Below are 1,329 nucleotides of genomic sequence, written 5' to 3'. Positions count from 1 at the left end.
CCGGCAGCGCGGCCGTCACCATCCGATGCCAACCCACCTGCCCTCACCACGACAGCCCCACCACCCCCTCCGCAGCACCCTCAAGCCGCATCATGAAACACAAGACCCAACGCCCGCCGCTCCCCCGACCGCACCACGCTCACCCCATGCCGCACCGGCCCGGCGGACCACCCCCGGGCCGATCGCACGGGGCGATCCCGCGTCGTGAAGACCAGCCCCCGCCCCTGCTCAAGCACATTGGCCGTCCCCCGAGATTGCGCCCGCGGCCGTTGCTCCACCAGCAGGAATTCACCGCCCGTGTAGTCCTCCCCATACGCATCCAGGCCGATCACCACCTGAAGCGGAAAGACCAAGTCCCCGTACAAATCCCGATGCAGGGCATTCCAGTCCCCCTCCCCATACCGCAGCAGAATGGCCGTCGCCCGGCTCTGCCCCGCCGCATGGCACATCTCGAGCCACTCGCCCAGCGTGTCCGGCCAAGGCGCCTCGCGGCCCAGCCGGGCGGCCCAGTCGCGGGCGACCGGCAGCAGCCGCGGGTAGAGGTCCTCCCGCAGCTGCTGCAGCCGGTCGGGCAGTGGGTAGTCGAAGTACCGGTACTGCCCGGACCCGAAGCGATGCCTGGCCATGTCCACCGTCGAGCGGAACAGGTCCGGCTCGTCGTAGAGCTTCGCGATCTCCCGGCACTCGTCGGCCGACAGCAGCTGCTCGGGCAGCATGCCGCAGCCATCCGTATCCAAGGCGTCCTGCCAGCTCATCGGCCTGCCCCTCCCCTCAACCGAGCATCGGCTGCAGCGCACCCTCGTGCGTCAGCAGCGCCTGCTTCTGCTCGACGCCCGCCGCGTAGCCCCGCATCCCGCCGTCCGCGCCGATGACGCGGTGGCACGGGCGGATCAGCAGGAGCGGGTTCGCCCCGATCGCCGCGCCCAGCCCGCGCAGCCCTTCGCGCGGCACCTCCAGCCGGGCGGCCAGTTCGCCATACGTGGTGGTCGTGCCGTACGGGATGTCCTCCAGCGCGCGCCACACCCGCTGCTGGAAGTCCGTGCCTTCCGGCGCCAGTTCCAGATCGAAGTCCCGCCGCTCCCCGGCGAAGTACGCCCGCAGCTGTGCCACCACCTCCGCGAACGCGGCATCGTCGCGGCGCCACTCGCCCGATACGGCCATCCGCTCCCCGGGCATCGACAGCGCCGTGAGCGCGACGCCACCCGACCCGTCCGAGGTCCCCACCAGGAGCAGCTCACCCAGCGGGCTGTCAGTCATCGTGAAGAGATTCATGTCTTCAACGGTCCGCCATCAGCGCCCCCAAAGCTGGCAGAAAAACGACATCAGGTT

Annotated in this window: 2 protein-coding genes; both read right to left on the bottom strand. The window is 70.3% G+C overall.

The features are described from left to right. Positions 1 to 80: 80 nt before the first annotated feature. Positions 81 to 755: a 2OG-Fe(II) oxygenase gene (locus G5C51_RS42035; protein WP_165246203.1), complete on the bottom strand. Its 675-nt coding sequence runs from the start codon at positions 753 to 755 to the stop codon at positions 81 to 83. 16 nt (positions 756 to 771) lie between these two features. Beyond that, a complete protein-coding gene (locus tag G5C51_RS42030; protein ID WP_240930299.1) occupies positions 772 to 1,257 on the bottom strand; it encodes a methylated-DNA--[protein]-cysteine S-methyltransferase in 486 nt (161 codons plus the stop codon). Between the last annotated feature and the right edge of the window lie 72 nt (positions 1,258 to 1,329).

The sequence above is a fragment of the Streptomyces coryli genome (assembly GCF_011044975.1).
Lineage (GTDB): Bacteria > Actinomycetota > Actinomycetes > Streptomycetales > Streptomycetaceae > Streptomyces > Streptomyces coryli.
Note: the sequence above shows the minus strand (reverse complement) of the source record. Positions and strands in the feature narration are given on the sequence as shown.

Excerpts from the sequence above, each read along its gene's own strand:
- G5C51_RS42035 (WP_165246203.1), bottom strand. The coding sequence starts at position 755 with ATGAGCTGGCAGGACGCCTTGGATACGGATGGCTGCGGCATGCTGCCC.
- G5C51_RS42030 (WP_240930299.1), bottom strand. The coding sequence starts at position 1,257 with ATGACTGACAGCCCGCTGGGTGAGCTGCTCCTGGTGGGGACCTCGGAC.